The sequence below is a fragment of the Methylobacterium sp. A54F genome, assembly GCF_053346035.1.
Genome location: NZ_JBKFBF010000008.1, coordinates 177732 through 194988, shown reverse-complemented (window position 1 = coordinate 194988; position 17257 = coordinate 177732). Strand labels below are relative to the sequence as shown.

The following is a 17257-nucleotide window of genomic DNA, read 5'->3' as shown; positions in this document are numbered from 1 at the left end:
GAGCCCGAGCGCTCGCCCCTGGTCTGGCGCTTCATGCTGCCCTGGTTCGAACGGTTCGTGCGGCGCCACCTCAACGCCGTGCGGGTCGCCCGCTGGGGCGCGGCGCCGGCGGTCGAGCATCCGGGGCCCATCGTGGTCTACTGCAACCATCCGGCCTGGTGGGACGCGGTGGTGCTGATCGTGCTCGGCGGCCGCCTCTATCCCGACCGGGCCTGCTACGCGCCCTTCGATGCCGTGATGCTCGCGCGCTACGGCGTGTTCCGCCGCATCGGCGCCTTCCCGGTGGAGCTCGACAGCCCCCGCGGGGGGGCGCAGTTCCTCGCCGCGGCCCGGAGGATTCTCGCCCGCCCGGAGCGGATGCTGTGGGTCACCGCGCAGGGGCGCTTCGCCGACGTGCGCGCCCGTCCGCTGGGCTTGCGCCCCGGCGTCGCCCGCCTGCCCGAGATCGCGCCCGACGCGCTGTTCGTGCCCCTCGCCCTCGAATACGCCCACTGGGACGAGCGCGGGGCGGAGGCTTTCGCGGCCTTCGGGGCGCCCCTGCGGGGCCGCGACCTCGCCGCCCTGCCCCGCCCGGAGCGCCTCGCCCACCTCGAGGGCGCCCTGACCCGGACCCTCGACGCCCTCAGCGCCGACGTGATCAGCCGGGAGCCCGCTCGCTTCACGAGCCTCCTGGCGGGTGCCAAGGGCGTCGGCGGCGTCTACGATGCCTGGCGCCGGGTGCGGGCGGCCCTGTCCGGCCGCCGCTTCGACCCCGCCCACCGCACGGGGGCCGGAGCGAGCGAGGAGACGGCGCCATGATCTTCGGCCCAGCATTCCCCGGCCTGGAATCCCTCGGCCTCGAACCCCTCGATCTCGCGCTCCTCGGGCTCGCGCTCCTCGGCCTCGCCCTGGCGCTGCTGCCCGCCGCGCTGGCGGCCGCCAACCTCGCCATCCTGCGGCCCCCGGCGGGCGGCGCGGCGGAGGGCCTCGTCTCCATCCTGATCCCCGCCCGCAACGAAGCCGGCAACATCGCCGGGACGGTGCGGGCGGCGCTCGCCAGCACCGGCGTCGGGGTCGAGGTGCTGGTCGGCGACGACCATTCGACCGACGCGACGGCCGAGATCGTCCGCGCCATCGCGGCCGAGGATGCCCGCCTGCGCCTCGTGCCGGTGCCGGCCCTGCCCGAGGGCTGGACGGGCAAGAACCACGCCTGCGCCCACCTCGCCGGGGAGGCGGCGGGCGCGCGCCTGCTCTTCATCGATGCCGACGTGCGCCTCCGCCCCGGCGGGGCCGCCGGGCTCGCCGCCCATGCGCGGGCGAGCGGGGCCGCCCTCGTCAGCGGCGTGCCGCGCCAGATCATGGGGACGCTCGGCGAGCGCCTCACCGTGCCGATGATCAACTTCCTGCTGCTCGGCTTCCTGCCGATGGCGATGATGCGGGCCTCCGGCCGGCCGTCCCTCGGCGCGGCCTGCGGGCAGCTCGTCCTCGTCGAGGCCGACGCCTACCTGGCGACGGGCGGGCACGGCGCCGTGCGCACGACCCTCCACGACGGCGTGCGCCTGCCCCGCCTGTTCCGCGGCGCCGGCTACCGCACCGACCTCGTCGCCGGGGAGTCGCTGGCCGCCTGCCGGATGTATGCGGGCTTCGCGGATGCCTGGGCGGGGTTCTCGAAGAACGCCCACGAGGGCCTCGCGACGCCCCGCGCCCTGCCGGTCTGGACGCTGCTCCTGTTCGGCGGGCAGGTGCTGCCCCTCATCCTCCTCGGCCTCGCGCTGCTCGCCGGCGCGCCCGGCGTGGTCCTGGCGGCTGCGCTCGCCGGCAGCGCGGTCGCGCTGGCGACCCGCGCGGCCATCACCCTGGCGACCCGCGAGCCCCTCGCGACCATCTCGCTGCACCCGGCCTCGGTCCTGGTGGCCCTCGCTATCCAGTGGAACGTACTGCTCCGGGCCAAGCGCGCCGGCGCCGCCACCTGGAAGGGGCGCAGCTACCCGGTCGGCGGCGCCTGATCGCCGGTCTCCGCGAGGATCCAGGCCGCGGTGTCCGGGTCGGCCCCGGCGACGGCGAGGTGAAGCACGATCGGCGTCTCGTAGGGATGGCGCGCCTTCAGCGCCTCCGTGAGCCGGTCGGCCAGCGCCGCCCGGCTCTTGATCAGGGCGACGACCTCGGTGCCCCGCTCCACCGCCCCCTTCCAGGCATAGACCGAGAGCATGCCGGGGATCACGTTCACGCAGGCGGCGAGCCGGGCCCGCACCAGGGCCTCGCCGACCGCGAGCGCCGTCTCGGCGTCGGGGAAGGTCGTATAGACGAGGAGCGGACGCTCCATGCTATGGCTCTCCGGGCAGGGGTCGGGCGGCGCTGTCTGAGTTGCAGCGCGGCGACCCGACGTCAACGGGGCGGATCCCAGGACCAGCATGCCGCGGCGCTTCCACAAGATCGCCTTCCTGGCGAGCCCGACCGCGGATGCGCGCGAGGCCGCCGCCGCCCTGATGCGCCGCTACGACCACGTCGCGCCCGAGGAGGCCGACGTCATCGTGGCGATGGGCGGCGACGGCCTGATGCTGCAGGCCCTCCACCGCTTCATGGACGGCACCAAGCCCATCTACGGCATGAACCGCGGCACCGTCGGCTTCCTGATGAACGAGTTCCGGGAGGACGGCCTCCTGGAGCGGCTGGAGACCGCCCACCGCAGCGTCATCCACCCGCTCCTGATGGAGGCGGTGGACACCGAGGGGCGCCGGCACCGGTCGCGGGCGATCAATGAGGTCTACCTGCTGCGCCAGACCCACCAGACGGCGAAGCTGCGCATCGCCGTCGACGGGCACGTGCGCCTGCCCGAGCTGATCGCCGACGGGGTGCTGGCCGCGACGCCGGCGGGCTCCACCGCCTACAACCTCTCGGTCGGCGGCCCGATCCTGCCCCTGCACGCCCAGCTCCTGGCGCTGACGCCGATCTCGGCCTTCCGGCCGCGGCGCTGGAACGGGGCGCTCCTGCCGAACTACGCCCGCATCCACATCGAGGTGCTGGACGCCGCCCACCGCCCCGTCGCGGCGGTCGCCGACCACACCGAGTTCCGGCGGGTCTGCACCGTCGAGACCTGGCTCGACCAGGCCACCGACCTCGTGCTCCTGCACGACCCCGGCCACAGCCTCGACGAGCGCATCCTGCGCGAGCAGTTCGGCTGAGGCCGTCTCAGGGCCGCCGCGCCGCCGGCCTCACTCCTTGCCGACGGACATCAGCAGCCGCTCGGTGCGGGCATCCTCGATGCGGTTCACCATGCGCCGGCCCTCGTGCACGTCGCGCATCGTCTTGGTGACGGTGACGCAGGATTGCACGAGCATGATCACGCCCATGGCGAAGTAGCCCTTCATCCAGATGTCGATCGGCATGAACAGGATGCCGAGGACGACCATGGCGGCCGCGCCGATGAAGGAGGCGTAGGTGAAGGCGACCCAGGCGCCCGAATGCTGCGGGGTGTCGGCGTTCATGACGGAATCTCCAAGTCTCTCGTGATGGTTCTCGCAGGGGCTCCCGCGGGGGCTCCAGCCCCCGAGGGGTCAGGGGGCGGCGGGCGCGAGGCCGGCCCGGTCGCGCAGCCGCGCCAGCACGGCGCCGCCGGTCGGGCGGGTCGGGGGCCCGAAGCCCTCGCGCTCCAGGCGCTCGGCGAGGTCCGCCCCGGGATCGGCGTCGTCGAGGGCCGCATCCACGGCCTCGGCCTCGGCCTGGCGCTCGCGAAGGCGCGCGAGCGTCGCCTCTGCCTCCCGCAGGGTCGCGCCCTCGCGGGGGCCGGCCGCGGCGCCGAGGCGCCGGACCGCTTCCGCCGTCGCCGCGGCGCGGCGTCCCCGCTCCAGTTCGGCCTGGCGGCGGGCCGCGTCCGCGATCCGGCGGCGCAGGCGCGCGACCTCGGCGGCGAAGCGCGTCCGCGCCGCGCCGATCGCCGCCACGTCCGCCTCGATGCCGGCGATCGCCTCGGCGGCTTCGGCGGCGAGGTCGTCCCGGCCGCCGCGGAGCGCCGCCACGGCGCGCTCCTCGAGGTCGCGGGCGCGCTCGGAGGCCGCCTCGGCGCGCCGTGCCTCGGCGGCGTCCCCGGCCTCGGCGAGCGCCAGGGCCCGGCGGCTCCGCTCCAGGGCGGCCCGGGTCTCGCGGATCTGCTGATCGAGGATCAGCAACGCGTTCTGATCGTAGAGTTCCTCGGCCGCTCGGGCGGCTGCGCCGCGGGCGAGGATGTGAAACACCTTGAGCATGGGCTGCCTCCGGCTTGACGGACCGGCGCCTTCGTTCTTGAACGCCGTTCACGAGCCAGGAATCCCACGTCCATGAACAACGTTCAAGTGATTTTTTGCACATCGTGTAAAAAACGGCGACCGCGCCTGTGACGAGCCCCGCCGAGACCCGCCGCACGGCGCTCCGCACGCTGCTCGTGGACGCGGCCGAACGGGCCATCGCGGCGGAGGGGCTCGCGGCCCTGCGCGCGCGCGACCTCGCCCGGGCGGCGGGCTGCGCCGTGGGGGCGATCTACATCGCGTTCCCGGACCTCGACGCCCTCGCCTACGCGGTCAACCTGCGCACGCTCGCCCTGTTCGAGGCGGCGCTGGCGCGGGACGAGCCCGCGCCGGCCCGGCATCCTGCGGAGGCTGGGACGGAACTCGTCCGCCTCGGCCTCGCCTACCTGGATTTCGCGCGGGCCGAGCCCCTGCGCTGGCGCGCCCTGTTCCAGCACCGCGCGGCCGGGGGCGCCGCGCCGCCCGCCGCGTACGTGGCCGAGCAGGCGCGCCTGTTCCGCCGGATCGAGGCGCCCCTGCGGCTGCTGCGCCCGGACCTGCCCCCGGACGCGCTGAGCCTGCTCGCCCGCAGCCTGTTCTCGGCGACCCACGGCATCGTGTCGCTCGGCCTCGACGAGCGCCTGATGGCGCTGCCGCCGGAGGTGGTGCGCGGGCAGGTCGAGACCCTGGTGCGCGCGATGGCCGCCGGGCTCGCGAAGACCTGACATGCGCGGCGCGGGGGCGGGCTTACTTCATTCCGCCTAATTGCCGTGTTGGCTTGGCGCTTGCACAGCTTCTCCGTGTAGGCCCCAACCTGGTCCCCCGATGCCGCGTCCTGCCCTCGCCTGCCTGATCCTCGCCGGTCTCGCCCTCGCCGCGCCCGCCCGCGCGGCCGAGGCGCTCGCCGGACCCGCCACGGTGATCGACGGCGACACGATCGAGGTGCGCGGCACCCGCATCCGCCTCTACGGCATCGACGCGCCGGAGGCGGCCCAGACCTGCGAGAGCGCGTCCGGCCGGCGCTACCGCTGCGGCCGCCTCGCCGCCCACGCGCTGGCCGAGCACATCGGGGCCGCCCCCGTCACCTGCGAGGTGCAGGAGCCGGAGGCGCGCACGGACGCGAAGGGCGCGGGCAAGCCCCGCGCGGTGGCGATCTGCCGCCTCGGCACCGAGGACCTCGCCGCCTGGCTCGTCGGCCACGGCCACGCGCTCGCCAACCGGCGCACCACGCAGGCCTATGCCCGCCACGAGAGCAAGGCCTGGGCGACCCGGCGCGGGCTCTGGGCCGGCACCTTCGAGGAGCCGGCCGACTGGCGCCGCGCCCGCCAGCACGCCGAGGCGGAGGCGTCGCCGGGGGAGTGACGGGGCCGATCCTCCCGGAGGCGCCCCCGCGCCGGTGAACCCCGGGCCGTTTCCGCGCTTTAACGGCTCATAGGTCGCCCCGCAGCGAGGACCCCGCTTGAGCCTGCCCCGTCTCCGTCCCTCGCGCCGCCACGCCGATCTCGGGGGCGATTTCTTCGACGCGGTGGCCCCCGCCCGCTTCCCGAAGACCGTGCTGCGCTACCGCAACCAGCCCTGGGCGGAGCGCGTCGGCCTGGGGGACCTCACGGACGAGGCGTGGATCGCCCATCTCGGCCGCTTCGAGCCGCTGCCCGGCAGCCTCCCCGAGCCCCTGGCCCTGCGCTACCACGGCCACCAGTTCCGCTCGTACAATCCGGACCTCGGCGACGGCCGCGGCTTCCTCTACGCGCAGCTCCACGACCTCGCGGACGGGCGCCTCCTCGACCTCGGCACCAAGGGCAGCGGGCAGACGCCCTGGTCGCGGGGCGCGGACGGGCGCCTCACCCTGAAGGGCGGCGTGCGCGAGGTCCTCGCCACCGCGATGCTGGAGGCGCAGGGCGTCTACACTTCGAAGTCCTTCAGCCTGATCGAGACCGGCGAGGCGCTGGAGCGCGGCGACGAGCCCTCCCCCACCCGCTCCGCGGTGCTGGTGCGGCTCAGCCACGGCCACATCCGGATCGGCTCCTTCCAGCGCTTCCTGGCGCTGTCCGAGCCCCACAACATCGCCCGGCTCCTCGACCACGCCGTCACGACCCACATGCCGGAGCTGTGGCGCGACGACGTCGCCGACCGGGCGACCGCGTTCCTCGAAGGGGTCTGCGCCCGGGTCGCCCGCATGGGGGCGCAGTGGATGGCGGCGGGGTTCGTGCACGGCGTGCTCAACACCGACAACATCAACGTCACCGGCGAGAGCTTCGACTACGGCCCCTGGCGCTTCCTGCCGCATTTCGAGCCCGGCTTCACCGCCGCCTACTTCGACCAGACCGGCCTCTACGCCTTCGCGCGCCAGCCCGAGGCCCTGTTCTGGAACCTCGCGCGCCTCGCCGACTGCCTGGTGCCGCTGGCCGGGCAGGACCGCCTGGAGGCGGCGCTGGAGGGCTTCGGCCCGGCGCTCCAGGACGCCTTCGCTGAGACCCTGTTCGCCCGCCTCGGCCTGGCGCCGGAGGGCGAGGCGGAGACGAACCGCCTCGTCGCCGCCTTCTGGCGCTTCCTCGGCGAGAGCCGGGCGCCCTTCGAGCAGGTGTTCTTCGACTGGCGCGGCGGCCTCGCGAGCGCGGAGCGCGCCGCCGCCTCTCCCTCGGCCGCCTACTACGCGGGCGAGAGCTTCGCGCCGGTGCGCGCCGCCCTGGAACCCCTCGCCCCCGCCGAGAACGCCCGCCTCGACCACCCCTACTTCGCCGCGGAGCGCCCCTGCACGCTGCTCATCGATGAGGTCGAGGCCTTGTGGGCGCCCATCGCCGAGGGCGACGACTGGACGGCCTTCCGGGACAAGCTCGCCCATATCGGGCGCATGGCGGAGGCCTGCGGCACCGCGCCGGAGCCGCCGCCGGCATGAGCCGCGCCCGGCCTGAAGCGCCTCAGGGCTCCTCGGAGTCGCCGCGCCGCTCCGCCTCGGCCCGCCCGGCCGCGATGCCGTGGTCGAGGATGGCCCGGGTCAGGCGCAGGCCGAGCCAGAAGATGAGGGCGCAGGCGACGACGGCCGCGGCGATCTTCAGGGTCATCGGTCACCTCCGGCCGGGGGCGTGCCCCGGGCCGGCGCCGGACGCAACCCGCCCGGTGGCGGACGGCCCCCGATGCGGGCGGCCGCCAAAACCCCTATCTGCCCCGCGAGGGCCGATTCCCAGAGCCCGCCCGGACCCGTCGCGACCGTGAGCCAGCCCCGCGAGACCTTCCACATCGAGATGCTCGGCCCCGACGAGGGGCCGGATTCCGTGCAGGCCCGCGTCTCGGTGCGGGTGGAGGACGTGGAGGTCGCGCGGGAGCGGGCCCTGCGCCTGTTCGCCCGCGCCCGCGTGCCGCAGCGGTCGGGGCTCCCGGCCGAGGCGGTGCGGGTGATCGACGGGGCCGGGCGCGAGGTCTTCCGCTGGAGCCGGTTCGACGCAGGTGACTGAGCCTCGCGACTGAGCCGCGCGATCGCGCTTCGGGCGCCAATCCCCTTCGGCGGCGAGCGCCCTAGCTCCCGCTCCATGCGCGCGCTCCTCGCCCTCCTCGGCCTCGCCCTCCTGTTCTGCGCCCTGTTCGTGCGCAGCTACACGCTGCCGCCCGCCCCCGACCGGCGCGGCGGCACCACCGTCTCGCTCAGCCTGCCGAACCGGCCGCTCTTCGGCAGCCCGCGGGCCGACTGCCTCGGCGCCCCCGACACCGAGCCGGTGATCGCCTGCCTGATCGCCTCGGTGAACCGGGCCCGGCAGGACGGGGTGCTGCTCGCGCAGCTGCCGTTCTGCGCCACCTGCCATGACCTCTCCCAGCGCTGGGCGCTCCTCGGGCGCGACGGGGCGGCCGCCCAGGCGCGGCTCGCGCAGATCGCCCGGTTCGGCTGGTAGGGAACGCCGGCCCCGCCCCGCGCCTTCTCCCCGCAGACATCCCCCGCGGGAGAGCACCATGGTCCTTCGTTCCGAGACGCCCCCCACCCCGGCCGACCTCGAAGTCGCGAGCCCGCCCGAGACCGAGCGGCCGACGACCGCGCAGCTCAAGGCCGACATCGATTCCGGCCGCTCCGGCGACAAGGTGAAGCACTACGACCCCGGCCTGTCGCAGCTCGGCACCGACGACGAGGTCGCCGGCAACCCGGCGAGCCCGGAGCGCATCGCGATCGCCCGCCGCCAGGAGGCGGCGAGCCCGGGGGTGCGGGCGGCGGCCGACCCGCACGGGCGCCGCAGCTGGGTGATGCCGGCCTTCGTGGGCTTCGCCGTGGTCGCCGCCGCCGTGGTGATCCTCGGCCTCTGGCTGCTGCGCTGAGGTCTCCCGCGACAGCCATCGGCGTCGCTCAGGGGCCCCGGGCCGCCCGCCACCGGGCGAGGCGGTCCCGGGCGCCCTCGCCCGCGAGCGCTACCCGGAACAGCGGGTCGCCGCCCGCCGCCTCCAGGAGGACGTGGGCGACGGCGCGGCGCTCGGTCCAGAACATCTCGCCGAGGCGGTAGCCCGCCACCGAACAGGAATCGACGCGGGCGACAGCGGGATCCGCCAGCGCGCCGAGCGTCAGGCGGTGGACGAGCTGCACCCCCGGCGAGTGGGCGGCCTCGGCCTCGTCGTGGGCGATCTTCAGGCACCAGAGCGTGTCGCCGGAGACCGGCAGGATCGCCGAGGCCAGGGTGCGCCCGCCTCGGCGCAGGCGCTCGACGCGCAGGCCCCCGGCCGGGCCGAGCTCCGCCGCCATCGCCCGTAGGAAGGCGTGCTCGGCCGGCCGGTCCGCCACCGCCGTGCCGGCCCGGCCCTTCCAGCCCGCCGCCTCCAGGGCGACGTAGTCCTCGACGGCCTCCGCGAGCGCGGCGGGGTCGCGCAGGGTCTCGTGCGTCACGGGGCCTGCGGCCGCGAGGCGCTGCGCCCCCTGCCGCAGCTTGCGCCGGCGCGAGCCCGGCATGTGCGCGAGGTAGCCGGCCCGCTCCGCGCCCCCGCGCCCCGCGAGGTCGAGGAGCGCCCGCGCCTGGGGCCAGTACGCGGCGCGGCGCAGGGCGCGGGCGGCCGCGACGCCTGCGAGCCCGTCCGCGAACGGCCCCGCGGCGGGCAGGTTCGGCAGGTAGAGGCGCGGGGGCAGGCCGAGGGCGCGGGGCGCGGCGAGGAGGCCGGCAAGCGCCCGCTCGGGCTCGGCCCGGTCGAGCAGCGGGGCGCCGTACGGGCAGAAGCCGTGGGTCCAGCCCATCAGCACCGGCAGCGGCAGGCCCCAGCGCGCCGGCACCCGCCGGAACGGCCACAGGGCGAGGAGGCGCGTCCCCGGCGCCTCGGGCGGGCGGTCGGCCACGAGCAGGAGCCGGACGCCCGCCCCGAAGGCGCCGGCCGCCGGCAGCGCGTAGCCGGGGGCGTAGAAGGGGTTTGGGTCGAGGCTCGCCGCCGCGAGGGCCGCCCAGGCGCCGCGCCAGGGCGGGGCCGCCCCGAGGGGCCGCACGGCCGCAATCAGGCCGGCCTCGGGCCCGCTCCCGGCGAGGGTGGCGGTGTCCATCAGGCGGCGCGGCGGCGGCGCCAGCTCTCCGCGAGGCCGACGACGTTGAACTGCCAGGCCGCCGCCAGCGCGCCGGCGACGAGGAGGGCGAGGCGCGCGGCCTGGCCCAGGGGCGTTCCGCCCGCCTGCAGCAGTCCCAGCGCCGCCGCGAGGCCGCCCGTCACCGCGGCGATCGCGGCGATGCCGAGGATGTCGGCCACGGGCACCGGCATGCGCAGCCGGCCGCCGAACACGAAGGCGAGGCAGCCGAGCCCCTGGCCCACCGCGTAGGCGACCGCCGCCCCCGCGACGCCGTAGACCGGGATGAGCAGGAGCGAGAGGCCGCCGACGCCGACGAGCATCACCAGGGAGGCCGCGACGTCGAGCCGGCTGGTCCTCGTGAAGTAGATGATCTGCCCGAAGTAGTAGGCCCGGAACATCATCAGGATGCTCGCCACGATGAGCGTCGGCGCGAGCGCGATCGCCTCGGCCCGGTAGCCCGGCCCGAGCAGCACGGTGACGACGAGGTCGTCGAAGCTGAGGAAGAAGGCCGCCCCGAAGGCCGCCACCAGGGCCATGGCCCGCGCGGCGTCGGCCAGCACCCGCTCGGCCGCCGGCATGCCCCCGGCCCGCGCCTCGCGCTTGGCGATCGAGACGAGCGAGAGCGCGATGCTCTCCCCGAACACGACGAAGCTCTGGCGCAGGAAGTCGGCGATGGCCCCGTAGGCGCCGAGGTCCTGGGGGCCGACGGTGCGGCCGATGACGATGCGGTCGATGGTCTGGGCGAGCGCCGCGATCCCGAAGGAGATCACCAGCGGCCAGCCGTAGGCGAGGAGGCGCCGGGCCTCGCCGAGGCTCCCCGGCCCCGCCACCAGGGGCAGGATGGTGAGGCCCGCCGGCACCGAGGCGAGGACGTTGGCGGCCGCCACCGCGAGCACGAGATGCACGGGATCGCCCGAGAGGTGGAGCGCGAGGCTGCCCAGCGCGAGCACCAGCACGGCCCGCAGGACGACCGAGAGCGCCACGGCGCCGACGCTGAGGCGGGTGCGGGCGATCTCCGTGGTGCCCTCGTAGAGCGTCAGGCCGAGGGCGGCCGCCACGACGGCGCCCGCCATCTCCCCGCTCGCGAGGCCGAGGGCCACCGCGGCCGCCCCCGCGGCGCCGGCGAGGAGCAGGGTGAGCCCGAGGATGCGGACCACGGTGCCGACCTGCGCGGCCTCCCGGCCCTCGTCGTAGAGGGCGAAGAACGCGAATTTCGGCCACTGGCAGGTGGCCCCGTAGAGCACGAGGGCCCAGGACAGGATGTAGAGGTACTGCCCGTAGGCCTCCACGGGCGCGAGGCGCGTGAAGACCGCGACGGAGGCCATGTTGAGGGCCGCCGCGAAGGCCCGCGTGCCCACGTAGGTGACGGTGTGGCGCGCGATCATCCTCGGCCCCGGTCTCGCCGGGACGCGAACCTCCCCCGGCGCCGGCTTCTGTAGCACGGCGGAGCGGGGCCGGGGGATCGTTCCCGCGGCGGAACGCGAGGATCCCCCGGCGGGACGGGTTGGGGCGGCGGCGACCATCGTGGTGCGCCCCCTCGCAGGGCGCGTGCCGGCCCCGCGCGGCCCACCGCCCCCGCCGGATGCCCCCGCCCATGCCATTGACTTCGCAGTCGCGAAGACGCATATCGCGGATGCAGCGTCAGCGGCCGTCGAACGGGTCCGCTTGAGAGGGTTGCGTGACGAACCGTGAGGGCCGATGGCGCCCGACGGGTTCGACCCCTCTCTTCATACGTGCAATGCACCCCGGGCCCCCCATCACGCGGGCGCCCTCCTGCTCTACGGATCGAACCTCCGCGCGGCCGAGCCTCGGCACGCGCAGCGATCCCGCTGCCCTCCGAGACGCATTTGACCCAGTTTACCGATTTCGGCCTCGCGCAGCCCGTCCTGCGGGCGCTCGACGAGGCCGGCTACCAGAATCCCACGCCGATCCAGGCCCAGGCGATCCCGCCGGCCATGACCGGGCGCGACCTCTGCGGCATCGCCCAGACCGGCACCGGCAAGACCGCGGCCTTCGCGCTGCCGATCCTGCACCGGCTCTCCCTGTCCGACCGCCGCGCCCCGCGCCGCGGCTGCCGGGTGCTCGTGCTGTCGCCGACCCGCGAGCTCGCCAACCAGATCGCCGAGTCGTTCTCCGACTACGGCCGCCACCTGCCCTACACCAGCACCGTGGTGTTCGGCGGCGTCACCATCGGCCGCCAGGAGCGGGCGCTGGCGCCGGGCGTCGACATCCTCGTCGCCACGCCGGGCCGGCTCATCGACCTCGTCGACCGCCGCTCCCTCACCCTCGAGGGCGTCGAGATCCTCGTCCTCGACGAGGCCGATCAGATGCTCGACCTCGGCTTCATCCACGCCCTCAAGCGGATCGTGCGGATGCTGCCGGCCAAGCGTCAGTCGCTGTTCTTCTCGGCCACCATGCCGAAGAACATCGCGGGCCTCGCCGAGCAGTACCTGAGCGATCCCGTCCAGGTCGCGGTGACGCCCGTCGCCACCACGGCCGAGCGCGTGGAGCAGCAGGTCATCTTCGCCCACACGGGTGCCAAGCAGGCGCTCCTCGCCCACATCCTGCGCGACCCGAAGATCGAGCGCGTGCTCGTCTTCACCCGCACCAAGCACGGGGCGGACCGGGTGGTGCGCGGCCTCGAGAAGGTCGGCATCGCGGCGTCCGCCATCCACGGCAACAAGTCCCAGCCCCAGCGCGAGCGCGCGCTCGCGGCCTTCAAGGACGGCACCTGCCGGGTGCTCGTCGCCACCGACATCGCCGCCCGCGGCATCGACGTCGAGGCGGTGAGCCACGTGGTCAACTTCGACCTGCCGAACGTGCCGGAGAGCTACGTCCACCGCATCGGCCGCACCGCGCGCGCCGGGGCGAACGGGCTGGCGATCTCCTTCTGCAACGACGAGGAGCGCGCCTACCTGCGCGACATCGAGCGCCTGACCCGCCAGAAGGTGCCGGTCGCGGGCTTTCCCGAGGGCTTCGCGCCCCCGAGCCGCCAGGAGGCCGCCGACATCGCCGCCGCCGAGGAGCGCCGCCCGGCGCCTGGTCCCCGCGGCCAGCGTCCGGGCCAGCGGCAGGGCCAGCCCCGCCAGGGTCAGGGCCAGCACCGGAACGGCCAGGGTCAGGGCCGCGGCCCCGGCGGCCGTCCGTCCGAGGGCCGTCCACAGCAGGCCGGCCGCCCGCAGCAGGCGGGCCGGCCGCAGCAGGCCGGTCGCCCGCACGAGGGGCGCCCCGGCGAGGCCAGGGCCGAGCGCCGGGACGCACGCCCGAACCATCCCCGCACCGAGGGCCCGCGGCCCGAGCGCAGCGGCGAGGGGCGGCCCCCGCAGCGCCAGGGCCGCCGCCCGGCCCCCGAGGGCCGCGGCGAGGGTCGCGCCATCGGCTGGCTGGAGCGCGCCCCGCGCTCCTGAGCCGCCTTCCGCACCATCCACGAACGCGACGCCGCCCCGGGACCCCGGGGCGGCGTTTCGCTGTGGAGAGGCCCCGGCGTATTGCCGGGGCGCGAGCGCGCGCCATCTTGTTGCCGGCGTGCGCCATCCTCGGCGACGGACACGCAACGGGGATGGCGCCATGCGCTTCGAGCTCTACCGGGACGCGAGCGGCCACTGGCGCTGGCGCCTGCGCACGCAGAACGGCAACGTCGTGGCGGATTCGGGGGAGGGCTATGCCCGCCGCGAGGATTGCGAGCACGGCATCGAGATCGTGAAGGGTAGCGCCGCCGCGGCGACGGTCGACATGACCACGAAGATCGCCTGAAGGCCTTAACCCTGCCGGATCGACGTCGCCCCCGGGGTGAAACGGTCTGGCGCCCTCGTGCGTTCGTGTGATCCGGGCGCCACCGCCCGTTCCGTGGGCCCGTTCCGGCCCACCGCCTGGCCCGCATCCCTCAAGGAGTTCGACGTGTTGAGGAAATTCGTACTGGCAGCCCTCTTTGCCCTGGGCTTCGCCGTGGCCGTCCCGCACGGCGCCTCGGCGGCCCCGATGGGCCCCGCGGTCACCGCCCTGGCGACCGAGGCGGCTCCCGCCGTCGAGAAGGCGCAGTACTACTACCGCCGGCGCTTCTACGGCCCGCGCCGCTTCTATGGCCCGCGGCCCTACTATCGCCGGCCGTTCTACGGCCCGCGGCGCTTCTACGGCCCGCGGCCCTACTACCGCCGGCCCTTCTACGGCCCGCGCCGCTTCTACTACTGAGGCTCGGGCCCGGCCGGGCCCGAAACACCCGTCCATCGCCCGGCGGCGCCCCCGCGCGCCGCCGGGTTCGTTTTGCGCGCGGGCCGCGGGTGTGCGGCCGGCCGTTTTGCTGTAGGCTCACGGGTTCGGGACGGAGGGCGACAGACCGCTCCGCCCGGGAGGAAGCCACCATGAAGCACGTCGCGACCCGCGCCGGGGCCCGCGAGGCGGAGCCGCGCGAGCTCTGGCAGCACATCCCCCTCGAATGTTTCGTCTGCGTCGCCGCGATCCTCCTCGCCGGCGGTCTGCGGCTTGCCGGGCTGATGCCCTGATGCAACCCTGTCCGCCGCAGCAGGGAGGCGCGGGATTCCATGGCGGATTCGGTTGCGGCTGAGGATCAGCCGCGGGGAGACCTCACGGTGCGCACCATCGCGATGCCGGCCGACACCAACGCCAACGGCGACATCTTCGGCGGCTGGGTGCTGTCGCAGATGGATCAGGCCGGCGGCATCGCGGGCGTCGACCGGGCCAACGGCCGGGTGGTGACGGTGGCGCTCGACGCGATGACCTTCATCCGGCCCGTCAAGGTCGGGGACGTGCTCTGCGTCTACACCCGGGTCGGCCGGGTCGGCCGCACCTCGATGAAGATAGAGGTCGAGGCCTGGGCCCGCCGCTTCTGCACCCAGATCCGCGAGAAGGTGACCGAGGCGACCTTCACCTTCGTGGCGATCGACGATGCGGGCCGCCCCCGGCTGATCCCCGAGGCCTGAACCGGTCCGTTCGGATCCGGGCGGACCGCGCATGCGGCGGCAACGTCCGGAAACCACAGACCTCTCACGGGAACGTGAGAGGTGGTTTCGCTCGCCCGCCCGCTCGCCTACAAGGCGGCCCTTGCAGGGCGCGGCATGGGGCCGGGCCCGGATTCCCGGGAGGGACCGCGCCGGTGGCAGAGACGACGACCGACCCCGCAGCGAGGAACCTGACCTGGCAGACCCTGCAGCCGCGGGAGGCCCGCTGGCGCTGCCTCGGCCAGCGGCCGGCCATCGCCTGGTTCACCGGCCTGTCGGGCGCCGGCAAGTCGAGCATCGCCAACGCGGTCGACCGTACCCTGACCGAGCGGGGCCGCCACACGATGGTGCTCGACGGCGACAACCTGCGCCACGGGCTCAACCGCGACCTCGGCTTCAGCGCCCGCGACCGGGTGGAGAACATCCGCCGCGCCGCCGAGACCGCCCGGCTGATGGCGGAGGCCGGCCTCGTGGTGATCGTCTCCCTGATCTCGCCCTTCCGCGAGGAGCGGGCCGACGCCCGCCGGATCGCCGGCGACATCCCGTTCCGCGAGGTCTTCATCGACACCCCGCTCGCCGTCTGCGAGGCGCGCGACCCCAAGGGCCTCTACGACCGCGCCCGCTCGGGCAAGATCCCCGACTTCACCGGCATCTCGGCCCCCTACGAGGCGCCCCTCGACCCGGACCTGATCCTCACCACGCAGGGCCGCTCCGTCGAGGACTCGGCCGAGGCGCTGGTCGCCGAGCTCCTCCGGCTGAGCGCCGCCTGAGGGCGGCGCCGTCCGTTTCACTCCGCGGCGAACAGGCCCCAGCCGCCCTGCGGCGCCTCGCCGCCCGGTTCGCCCTGCTGCTCACCCTGCGGCGCCTCGGTCCGCTCCACGGCCTTCGGGTCCCCCGGCGCGGTCTCGCAGCCGAGGGCCGGGATCCCCACGATGCGGTTGCCGCGCACGTCGTTGCGGGTGACGATGGCGCCGCGGCTCTCGACGTAGCCGAGGAGGCGCCGCGCCCGCCCCGGCGAGCGGCTGCCGATGGCCTGCGCGAGGGCGGCGTCCCCCGGGCAGGGCGCGTCGGCGAGGGCCGCGCGGGCGAGCAGCAGGAACAGGCCCTGCACCTCCTCGGGCATCGCGGCGGCGGCGGATTGCGCCTGCGCCCAGCGCGCGTCGTCGCCCTCGGCGAGCGCCGCCTCGTCGATGCCGGCCCGGGCCACGCTGAGGCGGCGGCGGAAGGCCGGCAGCCCCATGCCCTCGCCGTCGAGGCCGCGCATCCGGCAGCGCACCAGGAAGTCCTGATACAAGACCGCCACGGCCTGCCCGGCCGTGTCGGGATCGCCCACGAGGCCGCGCAGGATCGCCTCGCAGCCGACCCGGTTCTCGGCCTCGCCCAAGGCCGGCGCGGCGGGTGCCGGCTCCGGCCGCTGGCTCAGCTCGCGCAGGAGGTCGGCGGGGCTGACGCGAGGCTGCGCCACGGGGCGCGCCGCCCGCGGCGGCAGCCCGGGCCCCTCCTCGGCCGGCGCCAGGATCAGGGCGCGCAGGTCGGCTTCCGCCGGAGCCGGCAGCGGGATCAGGGTCGGGGACGCGGAGCGCGCCGAGGTGGTGACGGGCCCGATCCGGAGGGCGAGGGGGCGCCGGCTGAGCGCCGGCCCGAGGGCCACGAACTCGCCGCGGGCGAGATCGCGGAAGCGCTCGGCTCCCCTCCTGTCGAGCCCGAGGAGATCGGCGGCGCGCGCCATGTCGATGTCGAGGAAGGTGCGGCCCATCAGGAAGTTCGTCGCCTCGGCGGCCACGTTCTTGGCGAGCTTGGCGAGGCGCTGCGTGGCGATGACGCCGGCAAGCCCCCGCTTGCGGCCGCGGCACATCAGGTTCGTCATGGCGCCGAGCGAGACCTTGCGGGCCTCGTCGGAGACGTCGCCCGCGGCGGCCGGCGCGAAGATCTGCGCCTCGTCGACCACGACGAGGGCCGGGAACCAGTGGGCGCGCTCGGCCTCGAACAGGCCGCCCAGGAAGGCGGCGGCCGCGCGCATCTGCGCCTCCATGTCGAGGCTCTCGAGATTGAGCACCACCGAGACCCGGTGGGCCCGCACCCGCGCCGCGATGGCCTGGAGATCCGCCTCCGAATGGGCCCCGTCGACCACCACGTGGCCGTAGGCCTCCCCGAGGGTCACGAAGTCGCCCTCTGGGTCGACCACCACCTGCTGCACCTGGCCCGCGCTCTGCTCGAGCAGGCGCCGCAGCAGGTGCGACTTGCCGGATCCCGAATTGCCCTGGACCAGGAGGCGGGTCGCCAGCAGCTCCTCGAGGTCCAGCAGGGCTGCCTCGCCCGCGCCCGCGAGGCCCGTGCCCATCTCGATGCCGAACGCCATTACCGCTCCGGTTGCACGCCGCGCGTCTCGACCCCTGCGGCGGCCGGACCCTAACACGGCCTGAGCCCCGCCGGTTCGCCGGGTCGGAGCGGCGTCCACAGGCGAGGCTCGCCGGTCCACCGGCAAGGCGGCCTCGCCCGGCCGGTCCGGGGCGCTGCCTTGCGCCCCCCTCCCCGCGTGTCATCCT

General features: G+C 75.5%; 22 protein-coding genes. 15 read left to right on the top strand and 7 right to left on the bottom strand.

Features of this window, described 5'->3' with window-relative positions:
• Positions 1–33: 33 nt before the first annotated feature.
• On the top strand, positions 34–798 hold the full coding sequence (locus ACLBXP_RS15255) for a lysophospholipid acyltransferase family protein (RefSeq protein WP_447668641.1): 765 nt from the start codon (positions 34–36) through the stop codon (positions 796–798).
• Positions 795–1985 (top strand): glycosyltransferase family 2 protein, encoded by a 1191-nt coding sequence (locus ACLBXP_RS15250; protein WP_447668571.1) that lies wholly within the window; start codon positions 795–797, stop codon positions 1983–1985. The genes ACLBXP_RS15255 and ACLBXP_RS15250 overlap by 4 nt, the downstream gene beginning before the upstream one ends.
• Here the strand turns inward: ACLBXP_RS15250 and cutA are convergent.
• On the bottom strand, positions 1964–2302 hold the full coding sequence (gene cutA / locus ACLBXP_RS15245; RefSeq protein ID WP_447668570.1) for a divalent-cation tolerance protein CutA: 339 nt from the start codon (positions 2300–2302) through the stop codon (positions 1964–1966). The genes ACLBXP_RS15250 and cutA overlap by 22 nt on opposite strands.
• A gap of 88 nt (positions 2303–2390) precedes the next feature.
• Here cutA and ACLBXP_RS15240 point away from each other — a divergent pair, with 88 nt between their 5' ends.
• Complete coding sequence (locus ACLBXP_RS15240; RefSeq protein WP_447668569.1) at positions 2391–3161, top strand: NAD kinase; 771 nt, start codon at positions 2391–2393, stop codon at positions 3159–3161.
• A gap of 30 nt (positions 3162–3191) precedes the next feature.
• Here the strand turns inward: ACLBXP_RS15240 and ACLBXP_RS15235 are convergent, their stop codons facing one another.
• Both ACLBXP_RS15235 and ACLBXP_RS15230 read right to left on the bottom strand, forming a co-directional pair.
• Positions 3192–3464, bottom strand: a complete 273-nt coding sequence (locus ACLBXP_RS15235; RefSeq protein ID WP_447668568.1) for a YiaA/YiaB family inner membrane protein — start codon at positions 3462–3464, stop codon at positions 3192–3194.
• A gap of 69 nt (positions 3465–3533) precedes the next feature.
• Complete coding sequence (locus ACLBXP_RS15230) at positions 3534–4220, bottom strand: PspA/IM30 family protein (protein WP_447668567.1); 687 nt, start codon at positions 4218–4220, stop codon at positions 3534–3536.
• Between the two features lie 128 nt (positions 4221–4348).
• On the opposite strand from ACLBXP_RS15230, the gene ACLBXP_RS15225 reads away from it, so the two are divergent.
• From ACLBXP_RS15225 to ACLBXP_RS15215, 3 genes are all read left to right on the top strand, one after another.
• Positions 4349–4963 carry a TetR/AcrR family transcriptional regulator gene (locus tag ACLBXP_RS15225; protein WP_447668566.1) on the top strand — a complete coding sequence of 205 codons (615 nt, stop codon included), beginning with the start codon at positions 4349–4351 and terminating at the stop codon, positions 4961–4963.
• A gap of 100 nt (positions 4964–5063) precedes the next feature.
• Positions 5064–5600: a thermonuclease family protein gene (locus tag ACLBXP_RS15220; protein WP_447668565.1), complete on the top strand. Its 537-nt coding sequence runs from the start codon at positions 5064–5066 to the stop codon at positions 5598–5600.
• 97 nt (positions 5601–5697) lie between these two features.
• Positions 5698–7134 carry a protein adenylyltransferase SelO gene (locus tag ACLBXP_RS15215; RefSeq protein WP_447668564.1) on the top strand — a complete coding sequence of 479 codons (1437 nt, stop codon included), beginning with the start codon at positions 5698–5700 and terminating at the stop codon, positions 7132–7134.
• A 22-nt stretch (positions 7135–7156) separates the two neighbouring features.
• On the opposite strand, the gene ACLBXP_RS15210 is transcribed toward ACLBXP_RS15215, so the two are convergent.
• Entirely contained in the window at positions 7157–7300 is a 144-nt protein-coding gene (locus tag ACLBXP_RS15210) for a hypothetical protein (protein WP_447668563.1), read from the bottom strand.
• Positions 7301–7480: 180 nt separating this feature from the next.
• On the opposite strand from ACLBXP_RS15210, the gene ACLBXP_RS15205 reads away from it, so the two are divergent.
• The 3 genes from ACLBXP_RS15205 to ACLBXP_RS15195 all read left to right on the top strand — a co-directional run bounded on the left by ACLBXP_RS15205 (position 7481) and on the right by ACLBXP_RS15195 (position 8537).
• The gene (locus ACLBXP_RS15205) at positions 7481–7690 is read left to right on the top strand and encodes a hypothetical protein (RefSeq protein ID WP_447668640.1); all 210 of its coding nucleotides are present in this window, start codon (positions 7481–7483) and stop codon (positions 7688–7690) included.
• A 75-nt stretch (positions 7691–7765) separates the two neighbouring features.
• Positions 7766–8122, top strand: coding sequence for a hypothetical protein (locus ACLBXP_RS15200; protein WP_447668562.1), 357 nt, complete (start codon positions 7766–7768; stop codon positions 8120–8122).
• Between the two features lie 58 nt (positions 8123–8180).
• The gene (locus ACLBXP_RS15195; RefSeq protein WP_447668561.1) at positions 8181–8537 is read left to right on the top strand and encodes a hypothetical protein; all 357 of its coding nucleotides are present in this window, start codon (positions 8181–8183) and stop codon (positions 8535–8537) included.
• 28 nt (positions 8538–8565) lie between these two features.
• On the opposite strand, the gene ACLBXP_RS15190 is transcribed toward ACLBXP_RS15195, so the two are convergent.
• Complete coding sequence (locus ACLBXP_RS15190; RefSeq protein ID WP_447668560.1) at positions 8566–9735, bottom strand: GNAT family N-acetyltransferase; 1170 nt, start codon at positions 9733–9735, stop codon at positions 8566–8568.
• On the bottom strand, positions 9735–11141 hold the full coding sequence (locus ACLBXP_RS15185) for a lipopolysaccharide biosynthesis protein (RefSeq protein ID WP_447668559.1): 1407 nt from the start codon (positions 11139–11141) through the stop codon (positions 9735–9737). Before ACLBXP_RS15185 ends, ACLBXP_RS15190 begins: the two co-directional genes overlap by 1 nt.
• Before the next feature lie 462 nt (positions 11142–11603).
• Here ACLBXP_RS15185 and ACLBXP_RS15180 point away from each other — a divergent pair, with 462 nt between their 5' ends.
• The 6 genes from ACLBXP_RS15180 to cysC all read left to right on the top strand — a co-directional run bounded on the left by ACLBXP_RS15180 (position 11604) and on the right by cysC (position 15481).
• Complete coding sequence (locus tag ACLBXP_RS15180) at positions 11604–13163, top strand: DEAD/DEAH box helicase (RefSeq protein ID WP_447668558.1); 1560 nt, start codon at positions 11604–11606, stop codon at positions 13161–13163.
• A 160-nt stretch (positions 13164–13323) separates the two neighbouring features.
• Complete coding sequence (locus ACLBXP_RS15175) at positions 13324–13509, top strand: YegP family protein (RefSeq protein WP_447668557.1); 186 nt, start codon at positions 13324–13326, stop codon at positions 13507–13509.
• A 144-nt stretch (positions 13510–13653) separates the two neighbouring features.
• A complete protein-coding gene (locus ACLBXP_RS15170; RefSeq protein ID WP_447668556.1) occupies positions 13654–13944 on the top strand; it encodes a hypothetical protein in 291 nt (96 codons plus the stop codon).
• 170 nt (positions 13945–14114) lie between these two features.
• On the top strand, positions 14115–14255 hold the full coding sequence (locus tag ACLBXP_RS15165; RefSeq protein ID WP_447668555.1) for a hypothetical protein: 141 nt from the start codon (positions 14115–14117) through the stop codon (positions 14253–14255).
• Between the two features lie 39 nt (positions 14256–14294).
• Entirely contained in the window at positions 14295–14693 is a 399-nt protein-coding gene (locus tag ACLBXP_RS15160; protein ID WP_447668554.1) for an acyl-CoA thioesterase, read from the top strand.
• 173 nt (positions 14694–14866) lie between these two features.
• A complete protein-coding gene (gene cysC / locus ACLBXP_RS15155; protein ID WP_447668553.1) occupies positions 14867–15481 on the top strand; it encodes an adenylyl-sulfate kinase in 615 nt (204 codons plus the stop codon).
• A gap of 17 nt (positions 15482–15498) precedes the next feature.
• On the opposite strand, the gene ACLBXP_RS15150 is transcribed toward cysC, so the two are convergent.
• On the bottom strand, positions 15499–17070 hold the full coding sequence (locus ACLBXP_RS15150; RefSeq protein WP_447668552.1) for a helicase HerA domain-containing protein: 1572 nt from the start codon (positions 17068–17070) through the stop codon (positions 15499–15501).
• Positions 17071–17257 lie beyond the last annotated feature (187 nt).

Bases quoted from the DNA above. Each gene is read 5' to 3' on its own strand.
- ACLBXP_RS15255 (WP_447668641.1), top strand. From the start codon at position 34: ATGCTGCCCTGGTTCGAACGGTTCGTGCGGCGCCACCTCAACGCCGTG.
- ACLBXP_RS15250 (WP_447668571.1), top strand. From the start codon at position 795: ATGATCTTCGGCCCAGCATTCCCCGGCCTGGAATCCCTCGGCCTCGAA.
- cutA (WP_447668570.1), bottom strand. From the start codon at position 2,302: ATGGAGCGTCCGCTCCTCGTCTATACGACCTTCCCCGACGCCGAGACG.
- ACLBXP_RS15240 (WP_447668569.1), top strand. From the start codon at position 2,391: ATGCCGCGGCGCTTCCACAAGATCGCCTTCCTGGCGAGCCCGACCGCG.
- ACLBXP_RS15235 (WP_447668568.1), bottom strand. From the start codon at position 3,464: ATGAACGCCGACACCCCGCAGCATTCGGGCGCCTGGGTCGCCTTCACC.
- ACLBXP_RS15230 (WP_447668567.1), bottom strand. From the start codon at position 4,220: ATGCTCAAGGTGTTTCACATCCTCGCCCGCGGCGCAGCCGCCCGAGCG.
- ACLBXP_RS15220 (WP_447668565.1), top strand. From the start codon at position 5,064: ATGCCGCGTCCTGCCCTCGCCTGCCTGATCCTCGCCGGTCTCGCCCTC.
- ACLBXP_RS15210 (WP_447668563.1), bottom strand. From the start codon at position 7,300: ATGACCCTGAAGATCGCCGCGGCCGTCGTCGCCTGCGCCCTCATCTTC.
- ACLBXP_RS15205 (WP_447668640.1), top strand. From the start codon at position 7,481: ATGCTCGGCCCCGACGAGGGGCCGGATTCCGTGCAGGCCCGCGTCTCG.
- ACLBXP_RS15200 (WP_447668562.1), top strand. From the start codon at position 7,766: ATGCGCGCGCTCCTCGCCCTCCTCGGCCTCGCCCTCCTGTTCTGCGCC.
- ACLBXP_RS15195 (WP_447668561.1), top strand. From the start codon at position 8,181: ATGGTCCTTCGTTCCGAGACGCCCCCCACCCCGGCCGACCTCGAAGTC.
- ACLBXP_RS15190 (WP_447668560.1), bottom strand. From the start codon at position 9,735: ATGGACACCGCCACCCTCGCCGGGAGCGGGCCCGAGGCCGGCCTGATT.
- ACLBXP_RS15185 (WP_447668559.1), bottom strand. From the start codon at position 11,141: ATGATCGCGCGCCACACCGTCACCTACGTGGGCACGCGGGCCTTCGCG.
- ACLBXP_RS15175 (WP_447668557.1), top strand. From the start codon at position 13,324: ATGCGCTTCGAGCTCTACCGGGACGCGAGCGGCCACTGGCGCTGGCGC.
- ACLBXP_RS15165 (WP_447668555.1), top strand. From the start codon at position 14,115: ATGAAGCACGTCGCGACCCGCGCCGGGGCCCGCGAGGCGGAGCCGCGC.
- ACLBXP_RS15160 (WP_447668554.1), top strand. From the start codon at position 14,295: ATGGCGGATTCGGTTGCGGCTGAGGATCAGCCGCGGGGAGACCTCACG.
- ACLBXP_RS15150 (WP_447668552.1), bottom strand. From the start codon at position 17,070: ATGGCGTTCGGCATCGAGATGGGCACGGGCCTCGCGGGCGCGGGCGAG.